Consider the following 18,984-nt stretch of genomic DNA (forward strand, 5'->3'; position numbering starts at 1 on the left):
TGCCATGATCGACCTCCCCGCTGTTCAGGGGCGCATCTTCAGCTCTGAAGACCCCCACTTGAGAGCAGGATGGCAGGGCGAACATCGCGCCGCAATAGACGGCAAACGCAATATTCAGCGATCCAGCACCGCCACCCGGCTCTTTCGCGACCAGGCGGCCGGGTCGACGATAGTGGTGACGCCAACAGGCAGATGCGAAGGAAGAGAAATGGATCGGATCTTCGAGGCAGGCGAATACTTCACGGTGCCGGACGGGACCGATGTCAGCGCATTCCTGAATGCAACCGACGTTACACAGAAGAATCTGCCGTGGGATGCCGTCGGCGACGTGAGCATCGCATCCGGACGGGTGCCCGCGGGCGTTCACTCGTGGGTCCATGTACTTCCCGTCGTCACGCAGGTCACCTATATCGTCGGCGGACAGCTGACGGTCCGAATGAAGGACGTCGACCGCCCGCGGTTCTACGACAACGCACTCACTTCGGGTCAAGCGGTCGTTGCACGACCCGGCACGCTCAACCAGCTGCGGAACGACACCGATCTGGACGCCTACGTGCTTTACATCGTTTCGCCGTCGTACGTCTTCCACATGGAGGGCGACGAGGTGGTGTACGACGATGCGGTGCTCGTCACGCAGACCTGGGAGGAGCTGCTCGAACACGACTACGAAGTGCCGCAGTTGAGGATCGATGTCGCTGACGTGTGGGCGAAACGCGACGCCGCTCGCCGATCATTGAAGACGACGAAGGATATCAATGGAGGCCAGACCTGAGAGCGATGCGCTCAGGTCATGCGGCCTGTCGCGTCGGCTCAGTCGGCGATGTGCGCCGTCATCGTGATCGATACCAGGATGCCGGCAAGCTCAGGCCCCAGCCTCGTCACCGCGCGAGCGGGAGGGTCGTCGCTGAAGACCGACGCATACGCCTCATTCATGCCGGCGAAGTCACCCGGGTGCGCAAGGAGCACGGTGACGAAGGCCACGTCGTCCAGCGAACACCCCGCTGCCTCGAGGACGGACTCGCAGTTGCGCAGGGCCTGCCGAGTCTGATCCCCGATCGACGCCCCCGCCAGCTCGCCCGTTGCGGGATCGACTCCCACCATCCCAGACACATAGATCGTCGAACCGACTCGAACGCCCTGACTGAACAGGGGAGAACTCGGCACGTCGCCTGCCGTGATGATCTGCCTCGCCATGCACCGGAGCCTACGCCGAGTGCGTGATTGCCTGGCCGATCGTGCTCGGTCGATCGCTGCGGAGATCCCGGGGATCGCGTCGCGCGGGAGCGTCGTACGGCTCGATTGTCCTATGGGACATCGCCCGTCGCCCAAGGGCCGGACGAGAACGCGGAGAGGGCCCACGCATGGGCGTCCTGACACGGTGCGTCGCACGGGTCCGGGACGTGCACCTGGAACACGGCGACGCCGTCGTCGACGGTGAAGTCCACGAGGATCTCGCCGTCATGGCCGAATTCGGCCGAATGCGAGGGAAACGCCAATGTGTCGGAATCGACCAGGACGTAGTCGCCGCCGTCGACCTGCTCGCCGGCCTGATCGTGCGAACCGAATTCGCCCGTCTCCGTGAACCAGTGCGAGTGCTCCAGGGGTCCCTCGGCCCCGACGCAGAGGTCCCCGCTCGTGGGGCCCTCCCCGCCACCGTAGAAGTTGCCCTGCAACCAGCCGGAATGGGATTCGGCGAGCCCCGCCGCTTCAAAGGTCGCCAGCAGTTCTTCGCAGCTCTGGGCGCGATGCCAGTAGCCGACGATCTCACTGGTGACGACCGTCGCCGTAGCGGACGAATCGCTGTCCTCGGCAGTGGACGCCGGCGGCATCGTCGCAGGCGGACCACCGGCGCATCCGGAGAGGGTCGGGAGGGCGACCGCGAGCGCCATCGCCGCGCCTGCGGCGCCCATTCGTGCACGCGAATACATCGCCTCCCCCGAGTCAGATGGGCCGCTCGGATAGCGATGTCGCCGACGGCCCGCGCGCACGCATTCTCCTCTGCCGCGATTCCCGCGGCAATATGCCGTCCGGACCCATGGGTTGGCTGCCTGCGCGGAACTATTGTCCGGCCACAGTCCCGGCGACCTTTGGCCGGACCTTCGATTCGCGACGTGGATTCGGACGCGATCACGGGTCAGTCTGTGCCACGCCGTCCGGTGTCGCCGTTCGGTTCCTGGCGAATCCGAATCGAAGGCTGATCACCGTCATCCAGAGCAGGATGAGCAGGAAGGGCCAGACGAAGAACTCGTCGTTCGCAGGAAGCCCGCTCGCGGCGAGCACGACGATGCTCATGGCGCCGATTGCGATGCCGGCCCAGCTCAGTACCGGTCCCAGCGTCCGTGTCACCAATGCCGCGACCGATGTGAAGACCGCGAACACGCCCAGTGGCAGAAGTTGGATCAGGTGGCCTGCTCCATCGAGGTCCTGCAGGGCGCGGGCGAGCTCGGTTGAGATGTTGTCTCGAAGGACGAAGACTGCGATCACGATCGACACGGAGAGGAAGTTCGCGATGAGCGCGGCGGTGCCCCCGACGAGCGCCGTCGTCGCGAACCACCCAGCCTCGCGGACGCGCGCGCACAAGTAGCCAACGAACAGGATGAGTGCCAGTTGGGCGAGGATCACGACAGCGAACGCCACGTTGGTCCATGGGTTCTCGGCGTATCGCTGCTGTTCCTCCAGGATCTGCTCGCCTGGTGATTCTGCACGGTTGGAGCGTTCACCGATGAGCGCGCTTCCGAGGAGCGCGAGGAGAACATAGAGCGTTCCGCTGAACGCTCCGATTCTGTCGATCGCGTTCGTGGCTCGCCGCGCGCCAATCCGTCCTCGCGCAGCTCCGTTGAAGGCCTCAACTTCATTCATGACCCCGTCGGCACGTTCCTGCGGGTTGTTCGTCGCGTTGTGCATGGCGGCTCCTTTCAACACCGGGCACGCTACGGGCGCCGGGCATCCGGGCGGCATCGTGCTGGCCCGAGCGTCAGTGGGGGAATTCCGCAATCCGGTTGGGGCCAAATACCCCGGACAACCACACCAGGTCGGGTCCATCATGGAGGTGCTATGGCCATGAGTGAGGTGTCTGGCGACCGGCCCGATCTCCCGCTCCGCGGGGGCGCGAGCGTGACCGATGCCGTACGCCGCAGCGCGGCGTGGGCGATCCTCGGGGTGAGCGCCGCCTGCGCGCTGATCGTCATGGTGGTGGGCCTCCCGAGGTATCCGCTCGAACTGTTGCCCTGGATGCTCGTCTACGGAGCGGCGGTGGGGGTGACCGCGGTGATCCTGATCCGAGTGCCGTGGCATCCGCTCGCCGTCTGGCTCGCCATCGGATCGCTCATCTCCGCGCGTGACGTCCTGCTCCCCGTCCTCGAGCTCCAGCTCGCCTCCGACGCGCCTGCAGCCCCGATCGCCCTGCTGGTCGTCCTGCTGCAGTGGGTCTCCGTACTGCCCGTGATCGGAGTCGCCCACGTGCTCGGGCTGTTCCCTGATGGCGAAGTGCATCATCGCTACGAAGGCGTGGCACTGCGACTGACCTGGCTCATACTCGTGTTCCCCTGATCGTGCGGTATCGATCAGCGGACGAACGTGCGCGCCGCCCGATGCGATGGCTGCTGGTGCCCGTCGCCTTGGTGCCGTTCGCGCTCGTGACGCAGACTCTCCTCATCGGCCGGGCCGAGGTCTTCATCTCTCTGTGCTGGGCGGCGGTCTTCGTCGGATTCGTGGTCGCCCCAGCCGTCGCCATCCTGCAACCCAAGGGGTTGAACGTCGACCGAGTCGTCCGCCGCTCGATCGTCTCCGGCTTGCTGTGGACATCGATCGCCGTCGTCTACGTGATCGTCGCCGTGACCGCGGGCGCTGCTGCGGGGACGCTGCTGCCGGTCGGCTGGGCCGTGGCGATCGGACTGATCGTGGCGGTGGCCTTCCAGCCGGTCCGCACCCGGCTCGAAGGGCTCGCCGACCGTTGGGTCTTCGGCGCGAAGACCGACGCCACCCAGCTCGTGGTGGGTCTGGGTGAATCGCTGGCGGGCACCTACGATCTCGATGCGCTGCTGCCGCGCATGCGCGCCACGCTGGAGGACGGCATGAGCCTGCGCTGGGTTCGCATCCGGCTCCTGCCGAAAGCACCTGAGCGCAGGCCGCCGGAAACCGGCGAGCAGGCGGTACTGACCGTACCCATCGAGGTCGACGGGGAGCGGATCGGCCTCATCGAGTGCGGCCCCAAACGGTCGGGACTCCTCACCCCGGCGGATGCCGCCCTCCTCGAGACGTTCGCCCGTCAGGTCGGCATGGCGGTACGCAACGTACGCCTGAAGGAGGAACTCGAGCATCAGGCGGCGCTGCTCCGGTCCTCACGCGCACGGATCGTGCATGCACAGGAGCAGGAACGCCGTCGCATCGAGCGGAACATCCACGACGGCGTACAGCAGGACCTCGCGGCCCTCATCGGGCTTGCCGGCCAGGTGCACCAGGTGGTCGAACGCGATCCTGGCGCGGCCGGCGAGGACCTCGAAGCGATCCAGGACGGTCTGCGCCGCGTGCTCGCCGAACTCCGCGACCTCGCACAGGGCATCCATCCGTCCGTGCTCAGCGACCGGGGACTGCTGGTGGCGATCGAGACGCTCGCGGGCCGGCATCCCGGCCCGGTGGACGTCCGCGCGGATCCTTCGCTGCGCGCCCGGCGCCTTCCCGACGAACTCGAAGGAGCCGCGTACTTCACCGCAGCCGAGGCCTTCGCCAACACCCTCAAGCACGGCCGAGCCGAGCGGCTCGACGTCGAGCTGCGCGAGAACAGTGGTCACCTCACGCTGCGAGTGCACGACGACGGCGACGGATTCGACGCCACAGCGGCACGAGGCACGGGCCTGACCAACCTCCGCGATCGCATCGCCGCGGTAGGCGGCACACTTCGGATCGACACATCGCCCGGCGCCGGCACCATTGTCATCGCCGAGTTCCCGCTCCCCGTCGAACGGGGCCGACCATGACCGGGCGGTTGCGCGCGGTCGTCGCCGACGACCACTACCTCATGCGCGAGGGCGTACGGCGCGCGCTCGTGAGCGACGGTTCGATCGAGGTCATCGCCGTCGTCGGCGATGCAGCCGAACTCGAGCTCGTGGTCGACCGGGAGCGACCCGACGTGGTGGTGACCGACATCCGGATGCCGCCCGGTCATGGCACGGAGGGCATCGAAGCTGCTCATCGCATCCGGGAGCGACACCACGACGTCGGTATCGTCGTGCTCTCGCAGTACAACGACGCCACCTACGCCATGGACCTGCTCCGGGACGGCACAGCCGGCCTGGCGTACCTGCTCAAGGAGCGCATCGGCAAACCGCGGGCGCTCGTCGAAGCGGTCCACGAGGTCGCATCGGGCGGCTCGCGCGTCGACCCCGACGTCGTCGCATCCCTCGTCCGTGCCGGACGACCGTCACCGCGACTGGCCGACCTGACCGATCGGGAACGGGACGTGTTGGCCTTGATGGCTCAAGGTCGCACCAACGTCCACAAGCGGGTCGCGGCGGTGCTGGCCTACCTGCAGGACCAACAGAGCGCCGAGCCGTTGGACGGGTGACAGTTCGATGGCCCGCAACGCAACTCGGCATGCGGAACGCGGCGTTGCGCGCAACGGCAAGGGCATCGCGCCCGTCGTGTTCGCCGGCATCTTCATCGCGCTCACGTGGGCCGGCATCCCGCTCGGCGGCGGCACCATCTGGTAGGTCGGACGACCGGGTGGTTCCGGCGCCTCTAACCTGGTGCACCTTTCCTCTCCGTCCGACGGTGGTGTCGTCCGGGGCGGCGGGTCCTCCGCCCCGGACGACTGCTCATCCCGTTACCCAGGCTCGAAAGCCCTGGGGCAACGCGGTTCGATACTGTTCACCGTCCCACCGATCAGGGCTGCCGGGTGAACTCGTACGTGCCTGAGCCCACCTCGTACACGATGGCGTCGTCCACTTGCCCGATGAGCTTCACGCCCGCCGCCTTCGAGGCCAGAAGAGCGGTGCCGCTTCCCGACTCCACGATCTTCGACGCGTCCGTGCCGGGCACATGGATCTTCGCCGTCGTGTTCGCCGGGACGGTCACCTTGAGGGTGAGCTTCCCGTCGGCGCCGCCGTCGACCCAACTCGAGGAGATCTTGCCGTGGACGGTGTCGACCGAGGCCGAGACATCCGTCACGCCATACTCCGCGCCGACGAGCGGGCGGATCGTGATCTCCTCGTAACCCGGCGAGGCAGGCTTGATGCCCGCGAGTTCCTCGTAGAACCATTGCCCGATCGAGCCCTGGAACTGGTGGTTCCGCGTGCGGGTCGTGTTCTCCCAGTACTCGCCGATGCCGGTGTAGCCCAGGCCGATGTGATAGCCGTACGACGGGTAGGTCGTCTGCTGAGCCACCTTGAACAGGGCCTCCTTGGCGTGCGGCACACCGAGGTGCGCAGCATCCGAGAGAACCGGCCAGATCCAGCGGATGCCGACGAATCCGGTCATCGCGTGACCCGTACGGGTCACCGCGACGTCGTACGCCAGCTTCTCCATGAGCGCGAGCTTGTCCTCCTCCTCGACGAGACCGAAGCCGATCGCCCAGGCCTGGAAGCCTTGACGGAGCTCCTGCGTCGCGTTCTCGGCGTAGAAGCCGCGGTCCGCATCCCACCAGCGTTCGTTGAAGTCCTCGCGGATGTTGTCGAACAGCGTCCGGTACTTCGAAGCCGCCGCCTGGTACTTCTCGTCGCCCGTCTTCTCGAACAGGACATCGGCCATTTCGGCGGTCAGCTTGGCGAGGTAGGCCGTGAAGGCCGTCGACGATGCGGCCTGGAAGCCGCCGACGTTGAGGTTCGTGCCCTCTTCGGCGTTGCCGTTGGCACCGGTCACGAAGGCCCAGTCACCGAGGCCCGAGTTCAGCGTCCAGTCGTTCGAGCCGTCGCGGACGAACCATCCCCCAGGACCGTCGCCATACGGAACGCCGCCCTGGATCCAGTCGTCGAGGTAACTCTCGATCGTCCCGAACGCGGTCGTCATGGGACGCACGTCGGCGTAGCGCTGCCAGGCCTCGTACGAGGTCACGACGATGAACGCGTCCCAGATCGGCGTCGCACCGGCGCCGCTGCCCTTGAAGGTCGCGATCGACGGAGACGAACCGCACGGCACGTACGTGCCCTGAGCGTTCTTCGAGCAGTAGCCGTAGCCTTCCGAGCCGGGGATCAGCAGGCCGGTCTGACCGCTGCCGTCGTCGAGTTGCGAGTCCTTCGAGTCGCGCGCCGACTTGACCATCGACTGCTGGATGTCGAACAGGTTCGCCACGGTCGGGAGGATGATCTGCGCGTCACCCGTCCAGCCGTCCTTCTCATAGGTCGGCGTGTCGCTCGAGTATCCCGCGATCCAGTTCCCCTTGACCGTGTTCTTCACGTTCGTGTGGATCTGGTTCAGAAGGGTGTCGTTCGACTCGAACGTGCCGACCTCGTCCAGACCGGTCATGATCTGCTGCGCGGAGGCGACCTCGACATGCACGTTCTCGGGGAGCGGTGCGCCGTTGGTGCCGTCGATCTGCACCCACTGGAAGCCTGCGAAGTTCCAGTTCGGCGTGAAGGTCTCCGGATTCTCCTCGGTGCCCGTGCCGTCCGACACGTAGTAACTCTGCTGGAGGTTCCCGGCGAACTGCAGTGCACCATCCTGTCCCGTTCCCGGGACGTTCGGGTCGTCGATCGTCGTGTCGTCGTTGCGACGCTCGACGTAGACGGTCCGGATGACCTGCCCAGGCTCCGCGCCCCAGACCTTGATCGTGGCCCAGCCGGCGATCTGCCGTCCGACGTCGACGGCCTTCACGCCCTCCGCCGGGCTCCACTCGTAGAACGGACCCTCGAGCTTCTCGGTCTCCTTGGTACGCTCGTGCAGCTGAGCGATCACCTCGCCCTCCGGAGCAACGCCCGGCGAGGCATCCAGCCAGCCGCTGTCGTCGTACGAGGCCGTGTTCCACCCGGAGATGACGTGACGCGCGTCGTAGGTCTCACCGTTGTCGAAGTCTGCGTACCGCGTCGGGCCATCGATGCTGACCTTCCAGTCGTCGCCACTGGAGACCACCTCCTCCGTGCCGTCCGCGTAGGTAACCCACAGGTCTGCCTTCAACGGCTCCTGATTGCGCCACTGAGCGAACTCGAACCGGTGGTTCGACGGAATCGACTCCGAGTCGTAGCGACCCGCCGCGATCTCGCTGGCGAGAACGTTCTCCGTCGCCTCGGTCGCGTGCTGCTGAATCAGCGCCGTGACATCGTCGGTGGTGTATTGGACCGTGTCCTTGTAGTCAGTGAAGCCGGGGTTCAGGTGCTCACCCGGCTGTGCGAGCTGCCCGTTGACGCTCGGCTCGTTCCAGCCGAGACCCACCGAGTAGAGGCGAGCGCTCGTGACGGCGCCGTGCTCCGACTTCGGAGCGACGTCGAACGTCGTGCGAAGCAGGAAGTTCGGGCGGATCGGCTTGCACTGGCCGGAGTTCGACGAGTTGCCGACCGGCCGGCAGATGTCCTCGGCGTCGGCGAGGACGACCGTCGTCCCCACGCCGAAGCTCTCCGTCAGCGCGGGGCTGATGGTCAATCCGCTGCCGGGGTTGACGACCGAGGCACCACCGATCACATCGGCCGAGAGGCCGCTGACGCCAAGTCCCGTTCCCGTTCCGCGGGCGGCGGTGCCCGACGCGAAGTCCGCACCGAGCGGAGCGTCGAGCGTGATGCCTGTGCCGGTCGCACCTGAGGTGCCCACGGCGGTCACGGTGCGCACGACCGCACTGGAGCCGGTGCCGACGACCGCCCCCTGGCCGACCACGAACCCGCCGGTGTTGTTCACCTTGATCACGGTGTCCCCGGCGGCCGCGGCTGCGGACAGCGATCGGTTCTGTCCGGCGGCCGTTCCCACATCGGTCACGGTGGCTGTGGCGCTGCCGACGGTCAGGATGTCACCCACGGCGATGCCGTTGACTGAGGCGACATAGAGTCGTGTGCCGCCGGCGGACGTCGGCGTGACGGTCGTCGTCGTCATGGACGCGGTGCCCACGGCCGTGATCTCGACGAGCTGGGAGACGTCGCCGAGGCCTACGCGGACCTGGCTGCCGACGGTCGCACCGCCCACACTGTTCACCTTGAGGTTGGTTGCACCGGCGGGTGCCCCAACACTCAGTGTCGTGCTCGGCACGAGTCCTGCGTCGTCGTCGGTGCCGGCGGTGCCGGTGAGCGGAGCGATGGGGCGGGCGGGGCCCGTGATCCAGTCGCCGCGCCATTCGTCAGCGCTCAGGTAGGCCGTCTCGAACGATGCCGGCTTCGCCCACGACGAGGCACCGGGGGTCCACGTCCGCACGCTCCAGTAATAGCGGGTCCGTGAGTTCAGGTCCGGTCCCGAGTAGTCGACGGATGTCGCGTCGGAGACGACTTCGCCCGAGTCCCAGACGTCGCCTTGCCCCTTGGCCGCCTTGGCAGCGGTGGAGGCCACCACGATCTGGTACTGCTTCTGATGGATGGCACGCGCCGCGGTCGTGATGATCCAGGAGAAGGTCGGCTTGGCATCATCGATCCCGAGCGGGTTCGCCGATGCATTCACTTCGAGGCGGTCCGTCGCGACATCGCGCGGAGCCGCCCCTGCGGGAGCTTGTCCTTGAACGACAAGCCCGATCGTCAGTGCCGCAACAGCAGCTGCTGCGGCCAGGGCCCTCGGACGCGCGAAGAACGCAACCGAGTCCAGATTTCTCGACATAGGGTGCCTTACTGTCGTGGGCGACCGCATCGTCAGCCAGAGGCATCCGCGTGCATCGTCGCCACTGCGGGTGTTCGGGTGCGTCTTGAACTGCGACGCGGTTGAAACGTTATAGATGAAGTTCAGGTGAGGTCAAGCATTTTCATAGACTGATCTACGAGCATGCATCGCTTCACGATCGGCAGGCTGGAAGGTCGGGCGCGTCGCCTGTGCGTGCCGCGCAATTTGCGCCTCATCAGGATAAATAGCGAAATTTGACCAAACGAACGGCCCGGGAGCGCTCGACAAAGCACGATCACCTCGGCGAACGGCAGCCTGCGCCTCCCGAATCGAAGGGGTCGCGATGCTCGACGAAGGATGTTCAGGTTGTTCAGGCTTGTTCAAGTGTGTTCATCCGGCTCGCTGCCCATGTGTTTCGGTGCTACGGCGCGCGCAGTGCCGTGCGCTGGGCGGGCGAGAGGCGATCCGGTCGCGCCTCGACGGAGCACCGACCGCCCTCCATTTTCAGGACGAGCGGATCGGCGAGTGCGGGGCGGCCCTCGAGCTCTGCCAGGGCCGCGGTCGCACGAATCCATGTCCAGCCGAGAGCGACCGCCAGCTCGTCGACGGTCACTGCTCGCGCGCCGTGGACCAGCGCCGCGAGCACGGTCATCGCGTCGGTCACGGCCGGATCGGTGAGGTCTATGCCGTCGATCTGTTCGGTGAGCTCGCCGAAGAACCGCCCCATCAGTCCGAGGCGCAGGCCTGCGGGGGTCTCCGCCCCGAAGATCGCGACGCCGCGCGACGCGCCGCGCGCCACGCCAGCGTGCGCGGATGAGTCTGTGCGCAGTGCCCGGGACCAGACGTCGTCGTCGATGACGTACCGCTCTCGGCGACTGCCCGGGTCGGCCTCGCGTCGAAGCAGGCCGAGACCCTCGAGGTAGCCGACGGCCTTCGATACCGCCGCCGGGCTCACCTGCAGTCGGCGCACGAGGTCGGCGGCGGTGAGGCTTCCGGTCTCGGAGAGCAGCAGGCCGGTGAACACGCGCGACGCCATGCGCGGCATCCCGGTTGCAGCGAGGAGGCCGGCGAACTCCTCGACGAACGCGCGGGCCTCGGTCGGATGCGCCGAGGAGGACTCGGACGCGGCTGCCGCCTGGGCCGCAGTGGGGCGTTCGCGGTGCCGGGCGGCGTCATGAGCCGCGACGGCCGAGTACAGGCTGTAGCCGTTGCGGGCGACCTCGCGACTGATGGTCGACGTGGGACGGCCGAGACGCCGGCCGATCTCGGCGTACCCGAGGCCATCGGCCATTCCTTCGGCGATCGATCGCCGCTCCTGCAGGGTGAGTCTGCCGCCGGCCATGGCCGCCCCCTCCTCGTCCATCGAACGCAACGCATCATGGCATTGCATTCGCCGACAGTACCACGCAACGATTGCAGGGGTCCCAACAGTTCTGCGTTGACGCTGCTGGAAAGGCTACGTAGCGTTTCAGCATTCGGAAACTGCAAGGAGCGCGAACATGCACATCATGGCCATCTCGAAGATCGACGACGGGGATCGGTTCTGGGGCGGGTTGAAGAAGGCGCACGGGCGGTTGCCCAAGGGTGCGAAATGGATACTGGCGGTCGCGAGCACCGACGGAACCATGGCGGTGAACGTCATCGTGCACGACTCGCTCGCAGCCGTGCGCGAGTTCTTCGAGGAGCATGCGGGGCGGGCCGCGGTGACCGAGTACGTCGAGGCGGATGCTGCCAACGCGGTCGGTCTCGCAGGGTGAGCGTATGGCTGTGATCGAGGCCGGCCGTGCCGGAGAGCGGATCGCCGAGATCCTCGCCCGCCACCAGACACCCGGCGCGGCAGTCGGCGTGATGCACCGCGGGGAGGTCACCGAATTCGTCTACGGCGTGAGGCAGGTGAGCGCTCGCGATGCCGTGACCGCCGATACCGTCTTCCAGTGCGGTTCGCTGACCAAGACGTGGACCGCGCTGGCGTTCATGCAGTTCGTCGACGAGGGCGCGGTTCAGCTGGACGAACCCGTCCGCGCCCGCCTCCCAGGGTTCAGGGTCGCCGACCAGGAGGCGACGGAACGGGTCACTGCGCGTCAGTTGCTCGATCACACGAACGGCATCGAAGAGGCCTTCGGCGACCCGGGCGAGGAGGAGGACGTCTACGAGCGGATGGTCGACCAGATCGCCGAGGCCCCCCAGGTCAGCCCCGTCGGCGCCGTCCACGGCTACAGCGCGGCGCTCGGGTACGCGATCCTGGCCCGGATCATGGAGGTCGTCGATGGCAGGCGATGGGACGCGATCATGCGCGATCGCCTCTTCGAGCCGATGGGGCTGACCGGCACGACGAGCCGGGCCGGAGGCGTCGACCTGGCGCGCGCCGCGACCGGTCACCTGATCCGATCCGTCGAAGAAGGTCCGATTCCGACGCCGGTCGAGCACCTGCCTCGTGCGTACGGCCCCGGCGGGAACGTGAGTTCGACGACCCGCGATGTGCTCGCGCTCGCGCACGTGTTCATGCGCGGCGGCATCGCCCCGAACGGCAGGCGCATCGTCTCGGAGTCGGCGATCCGCGAGATGACGACTTCCCGCGTACCGGTACCCGACCCGCATATGTTCGGGCCGGAGTGGGCGCTCGGCCTCGTCGTCTGCAACTGGGACGGCCGCACCGTGTACGCGCACGACGGGAGCACGATCGGGCAGAACGCCCGCCTGCGCATGCTGCCCGACGACGACCTCGCGCTCGTGCTGCTGACGAATGGCGGCCAGCGCGACTCGCTCTACCGGGAGGTGTTCGACGTGCTCCTGGACGAGCTCGGGCTCGGTCGGATCCCGCCGCTGCCACCCCCGAACTCCGGACTCGTCCTCGACCCGTCGAGATATGTCGGCGTCTACGAACGCCCGGGCACGGCGTTCGAAGTCACCGCCATGGACGGCAGGCTCTTCGCCACCGTCGACCTCAACCCGATGCAGGCGGCGTTCATGGGTCTGCCCGACCGCATCACCTACGACCTCCAACCGATCAGCGAGACCCATTTCGTGATGCCACCAGTCGGCCAACTCGAGGATCCTCAGACCGTCGCGATCTTCGACCTCGAGCGCGGCGGGCCGCGCTACCTGCACACGAACTGCCGGCTGCATCCGCGTACGTCCTGACCATCGGCGGAGAACTCCTCACCTATTGCGAGGTCCCCAGGAAATGTGACTCCGCTCACCGACGCCTCGGAGTTGGTACTGATGGGCTCCCCCGCTCGACCGATCGTTCGCGACCGATTCGAACCAGGAACATTCCATTCGTCGCTCACATTCGCGCCCGGCGCGCGCACAGCGGGAGCACGAGAACCGCGGAGTACCGGGCCAGGCAGGCATCCGAGCTGTCACCCCGGCCCGAGGCATCCCGCGGCAAACCAGCGGAAATCCGACACGGCCATCAGGTGACCGCAGAAACACGAAACCCCCGGATAACCGGGGGTTTCTCGAAGCTGGGGTACCTGGACTCGAACCAAGAACAACTGAACCAGAATCAGCCGTGTTGCCAATTACACCATACCCCAATTGCCCCGGAACGAGTTCCCGGGCCGACATGTAACTCTAGCCTACGGGCGGACGCTCGCCAAAACGGGTGCGTGCCCCGGGCGCGCCGCCAGCGACGCACCCGTCGAGGTCAGCCCACGAGCGCCGCGAGGCGGTCGATGCGCTCGAGCGAGTCGACCCGCCCGAGGATCTGCATCGACTCGAACAGCGGCGGCGAGACGCGGCGGCCGGAGATCGCGACGCGGATCGGACCGAAGGCGACGCGCGGCTTCAGTCCCAGCCCGTCGACGATCGCGTCGCGCAGCGCCTCCTCGATCTCGCCGTGCGTCCACGACTCCCCCGGGATGCGCTCGAGCGCCTCTCGCGCGGCCGCGAGCACCGCGGGAGCGTCGGCCGGGAGCGACCCGACGGCCGCCTCGTCGAACTCGAGGGTCGCGGCATCCGTGAAGAGGAAGCCGAGCATGCCGGGTGCCTCGCCGAGCAGCCCGATGCGCTCCTGCACGAGCGGTGCGGCCTCGGCGAGGATCGCCTCCTGGCCCGGCGTGACCGGCGCGTCGACGACGCCGGCCGCCTGCAGGTAGGGCACGGTGCGCTCGGCGAAGTCCGCGACGTCGAGCTGCCGCAGGTGGTCGCCATTGATCGCCTCGGCCTTCTTCAGGTCGAAGCGCGCGGGGTTCGGGTTGACGTCGGCGACGTCGAACGCCGAGACCAGCTCGTCGCGGCTGAACACGTCGCGGTCGGCCGCGAAGCCCCAGCCGAGGAGCGCGAGGTAGTTGACGAGACCCTCGGGGATGAAGCCGCGGTCGCGGTGGTGGAAGAGGTTCGACTCGGGGTCGCGCTTGGAGAGCTTCTTGTTGGCCTCGCCCATCACGTACGGCAGGTGGCCGAACCGGGGCACGAACGTGGTGAGCCCGATGTCGATCAGCGCGTGGTAGAGCGCGATCTGCCGTGGCGTCGACGAGAGCAGGTCCTCGCCGCGGAGCACGTGCGTGATGCCCATGAGCGCGTCGTCGACCGGGTTCACGAGCGTGTAGAGCGGCGCGCCGTTCGGGCGCACCACGACGAAGTCGGTGGTCGAGCCGGCGGCGAAGTCGATGCGGCCGCGCACGAGGTCGTCGAAGCCGAGGTCGACGTCAGCGGGCACGCGCAGTCGCAGGGCGGGCACGCGGCCCTCGGCCCGGTACGCGGCGCGCTGCTCGTCGGTGAGATCGCGGTCGAAGTTGTCGTAGCCGAACTGCTTGGGTCGGCCGGCGGCTTCGTTGCGCGCGTCGATCTCGTCTGCGGTCGAGTAGCTCTCGTACACGTGGCCGGACGCCTTCAGTCGCTCGACCACGGTCGTGTAGATCTCGCCGCGGAGCGACTGCCGGTACGGCGCGTGCGGGCCGCCGATGCCGATGCCCTCGTCCCACTCGAGCCCGAGCCAGGTGAGCGCGTCGATGATCTGCTCGTAGCTCTCCTCGCTGTCGCGCGCCGCGTCGGTGTCCTCGATGCGGAAGACGAACGTGCCGCCGGTGTGGCGCGCGTAGGCCCAGTTGAAGAGGGCCGTGCGCACGAGGCCGACGTGCGGGGTGCCGGTGGGCGACGGGCAGAAGCGCACCCGGATGTCGCTGCCGGTCGCGGTGGTCGTGGGATGGGTCGTGTCAGGCATCGCTGTCAATGTTAAGGCCCGCTGATCCGGCGACCCGACGGCCGACGAGCCGCGTGAGCAGGTCGGCGGCGACCGCGACGGCCGGAACACCCGTTCCGCCCTTGGCCGCGACGAGGTGCAGGGTGCGCCGGTCGTCGTTGACGGTCGCGCGCACCGCGACCCCGCGCCGCGCACCGGCCGACTCCACCGCGAGCCCAGGCAGCACCGCGACGCCGAGCCCGCTCGCCACGAGCTCCTCGACGGCGACGAAGTTGTCGGTCTCGACGGCGATGGTCGGCGCGAACCCGGCGACGTCGCAGAGCTCGAGCAGGTGGCCGCGACAGCGGGGGCACCCAGCTATCCACCGCTCCCCCGCGAGATCGGCGAGGTCGACGGCGTCGCGCACGGCGAGCGGATGGCGCGCGGGCAGCACGACGTGCATCGGATCGACGCCGATCGTGCCGACCTCCAGTCCGCGGGCGCTCTCGCGGTGCGGGTCGCTGCGATCGCCGGGGTAGCTGAAGGTCAGGGCGAGATCGGCGCGATCCTCGCGGACGGCCCGCACCGCCTCGGGTGGCTCGGCCTCGACGAAGCTCACCTGCACGCCCGGGTGCCGAGCGGTCATCTCGGCCATGAACTCGGGGACGACGGTCGGCGACGCCGACGGGAACGCCATCAGCCGCACGCGGCCCGACCGCAGGCCGCGCAGCTCGGCAAGCTCGCCGCGGGCCGCCTCGAGCGTCGTCGCGATGGTCGTGCCGTGCCGCGCAAGTAGCCGGCCGGCCGCGGTCAGTCGGATACCGCGCCCCGTCCGTTCGACCAGCGCCATGCCGGCCCGCGCCTCGGCCCGTCGCACCTGCTGGCTGAGGGCCGGCTGGCTGAATCCGAGGGCGGCCGCGGCCGCGGTGATGGTGCCGTTGTCGGCGACCGCCCGCAGCACGATCAGGCTGGTTGCGTCGAGGTCGGCGGCGCCGGGATGAGTCACGTCGGCGGTGCTGGACATGATCCAACGATAAGCCCTGCTTATGCAATCGATCCAGGGCTGGGCCTCGACGAATCGGATGGTGCGGCGCAGGCTGTTTCCATGCGCACCGAGACCTCATCCTCCGCTCGAATCGCCGCGTCCGAGCTGCCGGACCTGCGCTTCGCCGCCGGGCGCGGATACCTGGCCGCGTGCACGCTCGGCCTGCCCGCCCAAGCGACCGTCACCGCCGTCGAGCGCGATCTCGCACGGTGGGCCTCCGGAGGAGCGTCCGCGGCGGAGTACACCGGCATGGTCGAGCGGGCCCGCGGGCACGCGGCGACGCTGCTGGGGGCGTCGCCCGACCGCGTCGCGGTGGGATCGCAGGTCTCCCCCTTCGTCTCGCTCGCTGCGGCGTCGGCACCGTCTGGTGCCGAGATCGTGTCCGTCGACGGTGACTTCAGCTCGGTGGTCGCCCCGTTCCTCGCGCGCGGCGACCTGAGCGTCCGACACGCGCCGCTCGAGCGGCTGGCCGACGCGATCGGACCCCGCACGTGGCTGGTGGCGTTCTCGCTCGTGCAATCGGCGACGGGCGAACTCGCGGACGCGACATCCGTCATCGCCGCCGCACGATCGGCCGGTGCGCTCGTGCTCATCGACACGACGCAGGCCACCGGCTGGATGCCGACCGACGACCTGGACGCCGACCTGATCGTGTGCCACGCGTACAAGTGGCTGTCGGCTCCACGGGGCGCGGCGTTCATGTCGGTGAGCGACCGAGCGCTCGACGAACTCGTGCCGCTCACCGCGGGCTGGTACTCGGGCGAGGACCCGTGGGCGTCCTGCTACGGACCCGAGCTGCACCTCGCCGCCGGGGCGCGCCGATTCGACGTCTCGCCCGCGTGGCATGCGTGGGCCGGGGCCGAAGCGGCGCTCGAGCTCGCCGCGGGGCTCGACATGGCCGCGGTCCGCGAGCACGACCTCGCCCTCGCCGAGGCGTTCCGCGATCGCCTCGACCTCCGGTCCGCACCGAGCGCGATCGTGACCTGGACCGACCCCGACGGAACGGACCTCGCGCGGCTCACGGCGGCCGGCATCACGGCGTCCGGCCGAGCCGGGCGCGCTCGGGTGGCCTTCCACCTCTGGAACGACGTCGAGGATGTGGAACTCGCGGCCGGCGCCCTCGGACGCTGAGGCGCGACGACCGAGCCGATCGTCCATGCGCCGATTGACCGTACGGTCAGTCAGGAATAGCGTCGAATCGACCCCCGATCGGGAGCCATCCGTCACAGGAGGGGAGAGAGTCGAATGAAGAAATGGACACGCTGGGAGGACTGGGTCGCCATCGCGGTCGGCCTCGTCGCCGCCGGGTCGACCTTCTTCATGGAGCAGTCCGGCGCCTCGATGGTCTGGATGCTCGTGCTCGGTGTCCTGCTGATCGCCTCCGGTCTCGTGAACCTCGCGATGCCGGGACTGGTCGCAACCGAATACGTGCAACTCGGCCTCGGCGCGCTGCTGTTCATCGCTCCGTGGATCGGCGGCTACGCGAGCGCCATGGAGTTCGGACCCGCCTGGATCTCCTGGATCTGCGGAGCGGTCGCGGTGATCGTCGCGGCCCTCGCCATCCGGCCGGCCATGCAGACGCACGACCGGGCCATCCCGCACTGACGTGCGGGTCGAGACGGGGGCGGCGGATGCGACCGGCGCCCCCGCTCCTCGCCGAGACCGACCATGCCACGCGACACGCAGACACGCACGACGCAGACCCGCACGCTCATCCTCGATGCGGCGGAGCGCCTGTTCGCCGATCGCGGCTTCGACGCGACGCCCACGGCCGCGATCGCCCGCACTGCGGGCGTGCCGAAGGGCCTCCTCTTCTACTACTTCCCCACGAAAGCCGACCTGCTCCGTGCCCTGATCGGCGAGCGGCTCGACCTCGAGCCCGTCGACACGACGGCGCTCATCACGCTCGGTGATCCCGCGCGTGCCCTCCTCAACGTCACGCGCCGGCTCAACGAACTGCAGGACGAGACGCAGGTCCGGCGCACCATCGTCTGGCGCGAGCAGCGGACCCACCCCGAAGTGCGCGAACGCCTGAGTGGCTATCGCCGGCAGATCCAGGGCCTGGTCGAGCACGTGCTCGGCGCGAGCATCCTCCATCCGATCGCCGCACGTCGGGTCCGCACGGCGGCCGCGGCTTGGGTCGCGATCATCACCACGCCATCGCCCACCGTCGTCGACGGGACGGACCCTCTCGCGACGACGGGGCGCCCGGATGCTGCGACCGACGCCGCCGACGAGGCGTTGGACCTGCCCGAACTCGCCGAGCTCATCTGCGCCGGGCTGAACGCTCCCGCTGCCTGACGGGTCAGGTCGCGGTGCGCACCGGGTTGGCAAGCGTGCCGAGCCCCGAGACCGTGACCTCGACGCGGTCGCCGTCCTCGATCGGCCCGACGCCCGCCGGCGTGCCGGTGAGGATGACGTCGCCGGGCAGCAGCGTGAACACGTTCGACGCGTAGGCGACGATCGCCGACACCGAATGCACCATGTCGGCGAGATTGCCCCGCTGGCGCCGCTCGCCGTTCACGGTCGTCTCGATCACGCCGCGCTCGAGGTCGACCTCGGTCGAGATGACCGGGCCGAGCGGGCAGAACGTGTCGAAGCCCTTCGCGCGGGTCCACTGCCCGTCGCGACGCTGGAGGTCGCGGGCCGTGACGTCGTTCGCGATGGTGTAGCCGAAGATCACGGATGCCGCGTCGGCCTCGCTCACGCGCCGCGCGACGCGTCCGATCACGACGGCCAGCTCGCCCTCGTGCTCGACCTGCGCGCTCTCGGGCGGCAGCACGATGGCGTCGCCCGGACCGATGACGGAGGTGTTGGGCTTGAGGAACAGCAGGGGTTCAGACGGCGCGTCGCCACCCATCTCCTCGGCGTGCTCGCGGTAGTTCTTGCCGACCGCGACGACCTTCGACCGCGGGATCACGGGTGCGAGCAGCCGCGCCTCGCCGAGCGGCACGCGCTCGCCGGTCGGGTCGTACCCCGCGAAGAGCGGGTCGGACTTCAGCACGACGAGCTCGTGCTCCTCCTCGTCGACGATGCCGAACGAGATGGACTCACCGTGGGCGAAGCGCGCGACCTTCATGCCGCCAGCCTACGGTGC

General features: G+C 68.5%; 18 protein-coding genes and 1 tRNA gene. 10 read left to right on the plus strand and 9 right to left on the minus strand.

The features are described 5' to 3' along the window. Positions 1–4: 4 nt before the first annotated feature. Positions 5–772: a hypothetical protein gene (locus ACFQ58_RS10465; RefSeq protein ID WP_376951010.1), complete on the plus strand. Its 768-nt coding sequence runs from the start codon at positions 5–7 to the stop codon at positions 770–772. Positions 773–810: 38 nt separating this feature from the next. Here ACFQ58_RS10465 and ACFQ58_RS10470 read toward each other — a convergent pair whose 3' ends face one another. From ACFQ58_RS10470 to ACFQ58_RS10480, 3 genes are all read right to left on the minus strand, one after another. Next, positions 811–1,194, minus strand: a complete 384-nt coding sequence (locus tag ACFQ58_RS10470) for a RidA family protein (protein WP_376951011.1) — start codon at positions 1,192–1,194, stop codon at positions 811–813. A gap of 110 nt (positions 1,195–1,304) precedes the next feature. Beyond that, positions 1,305–1,910 (minus strand): hypothetical protein, encoded by a 606-nt coding sequence (locus tag ACFQ58_RS10475; protein WP_376951012.1) that lies wholly within the window; start codon positions 1,908–1,910, stop codon positions 1,305–1,307. Positions 1,911–2,127: 217 nt separating this feature from the next. Beyond that, a complete protein-coding gene (locus ACFQ58_RS10480; RefSeq protein ID WP_376951013.1) occupies positions 2,128–2,904 on the minus strand; it encodes a hypothetical protein in 777 nt (258 codons plus the stop codon). Between the two features lie 156 nt (positions 2,905–3,060). Here ACFQ58_RS10480 and ACFQ58_RS10485 point away from each other — a divergent pair, with 156 nt between their 5' ends. From ACFQ58_RS10485 to ACFQ58_RS10500, 4 genes are read left to right on the plus strand one after another with little or no spacing between them, the layout of a single operon-like run. After that, entirely contained in the window at positions 3,061–3,549 is a 489-nt protein-coding gene (locus ACFQ58_RS10485; RefSeq protein ID WP_376951015.1) for a hypothetical protein, read from the plus strand. Between the two features lie 41 nt (positions 3,550–3,590). Beyond that, entirely contained in the window at positions 3,591–4,976 is a 1,386-nt protein-coding gene (locus ACFQ58_RS10490) for a histidine kinase (protein WP_376951016.1), read from the plus strand. After that, positions 4,973–5,563: a response regulator gene (locus tag ACFQ58_RS10495; protein ID WP_376951017.1), complete on the plus strand. Its 591-nt coding sequence runs from the start codon at positions 4,973–4,975 to the stop codon at positions 5,561–5,563. The genes ACFQ58_RS10490 and ACFQ58_RS10495 overlap by 4 nt, the downstream gene beginning before the upstream one ends. 7 nt (positions 5,564–5,570) lie before the next feature. Beyond that, a complete protein-coding gene (locus ACFQ58_RS10500) occupies positions 5,571–5,708 on the plus strand; it encodes a hypothetical protein (RefSeq protein ID WP_376951018.1) in 138 nt (45 codons plus the stop codon). A 172-nt stretch (positions 5,709–5,880) separates the two neighbouring features. Here ACFQ58_RS10500 and ACFQ58_RS10505 read toward each other — a convergent pair whose 3' ends face one another. Then, positions 5,881–9,564 (minus strand): family 78 glycoside hydrolase catalytic domain, encoded by a 3,684-nt coding sequence (locus tag ACFQ58_RS10505; protein WP_376951019.1) that lies wholly within the window; start codon positions 9,562–9,564, stop codon positions 5,881–5,883. A gap of 574 nt (positions 9,565–10,138) precedes the next feature. Continuing rightward, the gene (locus ACFQ58_RS10510; protein ID WP_376951020.1) at positions 10,139–11,059 is read right to left on the minus strand and encodes a MarR family transcriptional regulator; all 921 of its coding nucleotides are present in this window, start codon (positions 11,057–11,059) and stop codon (positions 10,139–10,141) included. Between the two features lie 157 nt (positions 11,060–11,216). On the opposite strand from ACFQ58_RS10510, the gene ACFQ58_RS10515 reads away from it, so the two are divergent. Together ACFQ58_RS10515 and ACFQ58_RS10520 are read left to right on the plus strand one after the other, a co-directional pair. After that, positions 11,217–11,474, plus strand: a complete 258-nt coding sequence (locus ACFQ58_RS10515) for a hypothetical protein (protein ID WP_376951021.1) — start codon at positions 11,217–11,219, stop codon at positions 11,472–11,474. 4 nt (positions 11,475–11,478) lie between these two features. Then, entirely contained in the window at positions 11,479–12,858 is a 1,380-nt protein-coding gene (locus ACFQ58_RS10520) for a serine hydrolase domain-containing protein (RefSeq protein ID WP_376951022.1), read from the plus strand. 326 nt (positions 12,859–13,184) lie between these two features. Here ACFQ58_RS10520 and ACFQ58_RS10525 read toward each other — a convergent pair. From ACFQ58_RS10525 to ACFQ58_RS10535, 3 genes are all read right to left on the minus strand, one after another. Next, positions 13,185–13,256, minus strand: a tRNA-Gln gene (locus ACFQ58_RS10525). Positions 13,257–13,366: 110 nt separating this feature from the next. Beyond that, positions 13,367–14,884: a glutamate--tRNA ligase gene (gltX, locus tag ACFQ58_RS10530; RefSeq protein ID WP_376951023.1), complete on the minus strand. Its 1,518-nt coding sequence runs from the start codon at positions 14,882–14,884 to the stop codon at positions 13,367–13,369. Next, entirely contained in the window at positions 14,877–15,866 is a 990-nt protein-coding gene (locus ACFQ58_RS10535; protein WP_376951024.1) for a LysR family transcriptional regulator, read from the minus strand. The genes gltX and ACFQ58_RS10535 overlap by 8 nt, the downstream gene beginning before the upstream one ends. An 81-nt stretch (positions 15,867–15,947) precedes the next feature. Between ACFQ58_RS10535 and ACFQ58_RS10540 the strand changes: the two genes are divergently transcribed. The 3 genes from ACFQ58_RS10540 (at position 15,948) to ACFQ58_RS10550 (ending at position 18,188) form a co-directional block, all read left to right on the plus strand. Next, positions 15,948–17,018 (plus strand): aminotransferase class V-fold PLP-dependent enzyme, encoded by a 1,071-nt coding sequence (locus ACFQ58_RS10540; protein WP_376951026.1) that lies wholly within the window; start codon positions 15,948–15,950, stop codon positions 17,016–17,018. 114 nt (positions 17,019–17,132) lie between these two features. After that, complete coding sequence (locus ACFQ58_RS10545; protein ID WP_376951027.1) at positions 17,133–17,492, plus strand: SPW repeat protein; 360 nt, start codon at positions 17,133–17,135, stop codon at positions 17,490–17,492. 63 nt (positions 17,493–17,555) lie between these two features. Continuing rightward, positions 17,556–18,188: a TetR/AcrR family transcriptional regulator gene (locus ACFQ58_RS10550; protein ID WP_376951028.1), complete on the plus strand. Its 633-nt coding sequence runs from the start codon at positions 17,556–17,558 to the stop codon at positions 18,186–18,188. A 4-nt stretch (positions 18,189–18,192) separates the two neighbouring features. On the opposite strand, the gene ACFQ58_RS10555 is transcribed toward ACFQ58_RS10550, so the two are convergent. Beyond that, complete coding sequence (locus tag ACFQ58_RS10555; protein WP_376951029.1) at positions 18,193–18,966, minus strand: fumarylacetoacetate hydrolase family protein; 774 nt, start codon at positions 18,964–18,966, stop codon at positions 18,193–18,195. Positions 18,967–18,984: the final 18 nt, after the last annotated feature.

It is taken from the genome of Agromyces sp. NPDC056523, from assembly GCF_042794545.1.
Taxonomy (GTDB): Bacteria; Actinomycetota; Actinomycetes; order Actinomycetales; family Microbacteriaceae; genus Agromyces.

What these genes read in the sequence shown, in the direction of transcription:
- ACFQ58_RS10465 (WP_376951010.1), top strand. Translation starts at nt 5, where the DNA reads ATGATCGACCTCCCCGCTGTTCAGGGGCGCATCTTCAGCTCTGAAGAC.
- ACFQ58_RS10470 (WP_376951011.1), bottom strand. Translation starts at nt 1,194, where the DNA reads ATGGCGAGGCAGATCATCACGGCAGGCGACGTGCCGAGTTCTCCCCTG.
- ACFQ58_RS10475 (WP_376951012.1), bottom strand. Translation starts at nt 1,910, where the DNA reads ATGGGCGCCGCAGGCGCGGCGATGGCGCTCGCGGTCGCCCTCCCGACC.
- ACFQ58_RS10480 (WP_376951013.1), bottom strand. Translation starts at nt 2,904, where the DNA reads ATGCACAACGCGACGAACAACCCGCAGGAACGTGCCGACGGGGTCATG.
- ACFQ58_RS10485 (WP_376951015.1), top strand. Translation starts at nt 3,061, where the DNA reads ATGAGTGAGGTGTCTGGCGACCGGCCCGATCTCCCGCTCCGCGGGGGC.
- ACFQ58_RS10490 (WP_376951016.1), top strand. Translation starts at nt 3,591, where the DNA reads ATGCGATGGCTGCTGGTGCCCGTCGCCTTGGTGCCGTTCGCGCTCGTG.
- ACFQ58_RS10495 (WP_376951017.1), top strand. Translation starts at nt 4,973, where the DNA reads ATGACCGGGCGGTTGCGCGCGGTCGTCGCCGACGACCACTACCTCATG.
- ACFQ58_RS10500 (WP_376951018.1), top strand. Translation starts at nt 5,571, where the DNA reads ATGGCCCGCAACGCAACTCGGCATGCGGAACGCGGCGTTGCGCGCAAC.
- ACFQ58_RS10510 (WP_376951020.1), bottom strand. Translation starts at nt 11,059, where the DNA reads ATGGCCGGCGGCAGACTCACCCTGCAGGAGCGGCGATCGATCGCCGAA.
- ACFQ58_RS10515 (WP_376951021.1), top strand. Translation starts at nt 11,217, where the DNA reads ATGCACATCATGGCCATCTCGAAGATCGACGACGGGGATCGGTTCTGG.
- ACFQ58_RS10520 (WP_376951022.1), top strand. Translation starts at nt 11,479, where the DNA reads ATGGCTGTGATCGAGGCCGGCCGTGCCGGAGAGCGGATCGCCGAGATC.
- gltX (WP_376951023.1), bottom strand. Translation starts at nt 14,884, where the DNA reads ATGCCTGACACGACCCATCCCACGACCACCGCGACCGGCAGCGACATC.
- ACFQ58_RS10535 (WP_376951024.1), bottom strand. Translation starts at nt 15,866, where the DNA reads ATGTCCAGCACCGCCGACGTGACTCATCCCGGCGCCGCCGACCTCGAC.
- ACFQ58_RS10540 (WP_376951026.1), top strand. Translation starts at nt 15,948, where the DNA reads ATGCGCACCGAGACCTCATCCTCCGCTCGAATCGCCGCGTCCGAGCTG.
- ACFQ58_RS10545 (WP_376951027.1), top strand. Translation starts at nt 17,133, where the DNA reads ATGAAGAAATGGACACGCTGGGAGGACTGGGTCGCCATCGCGGTCGGC.
- ACFQ58_RS10550 (WP_376951028.1), top strand. Translation starts at nt 17,556, where the DNA reads ATGCCACGCGACACGCAGACACGCACGACGCAGACCCGCACGCTCATC.
- ACFQ58_RS10555 (WP_376951029.1), bottom strand. Translation starts at nt 18,966, where the DNA reads ATGAAGGTCGCGCGCTTCGCCCACGGTGAGTCCATCTCGTTCGGCATC.